The sequence below is a fragment of the Providencia sp. CIM-Carb-044 genome, assembly GCF_033901115.1.
Lineage (GTDB): Bacteria > Pseudomonadota > Gammaproteobacteria > Enterobacterales > Enterobacteriaceae > Providencia > Providencia hangzhouensis.
On the sequence record NZ_JAXADV010000097.1, the window covers coordinates 1 to 242 of the forward strand.

Annotated in this window: 2 pseudogenes; both read left to right on the forward strand. The window is 57.4% G+C overall.

Annotated elements, in window-relative coordinates:
* Nucleotides 1-85, forward strand: a pseudogene (locus SJ312_RS23450) (AAC(6')-Ib family aminoglycoside 6'-N-acetyltransferase); the annotation flags it as partial.
* A gap of 69 nt (nt 86-154) precedes the next feature.
* Nucleotides 155-242 (forward strand): annotated as a pseudogene (locus SJ312_RS23455) (ANT(3'') family aminoglycoside nucleotidyltransferase); the annotation flags it as partial.

Consider the following 242-nt stretch of genomic DNA (forward strand, 5'->3'; position numbering starts at 1 on the left):
AGGTACCGTAACCACCCCAGATGGTCCAGCCGTGTACATGGTTCAAACACGCCAGGCATTCGAGCGAACACGCAGTGTTGCCTAACCCTTCCATCGAGGGGGACGTCCAAGGGCTGGCGCCCTTGGCCGCCCCTCATGTCAAACGTTAAACATCATGAGGGAAGCGGTGATCGCCGAAGTATCGACTCAACTATCAGAGGTAGTTGGCGTCATCGAGCGCCATCTCGAACCGACGTTGCTGG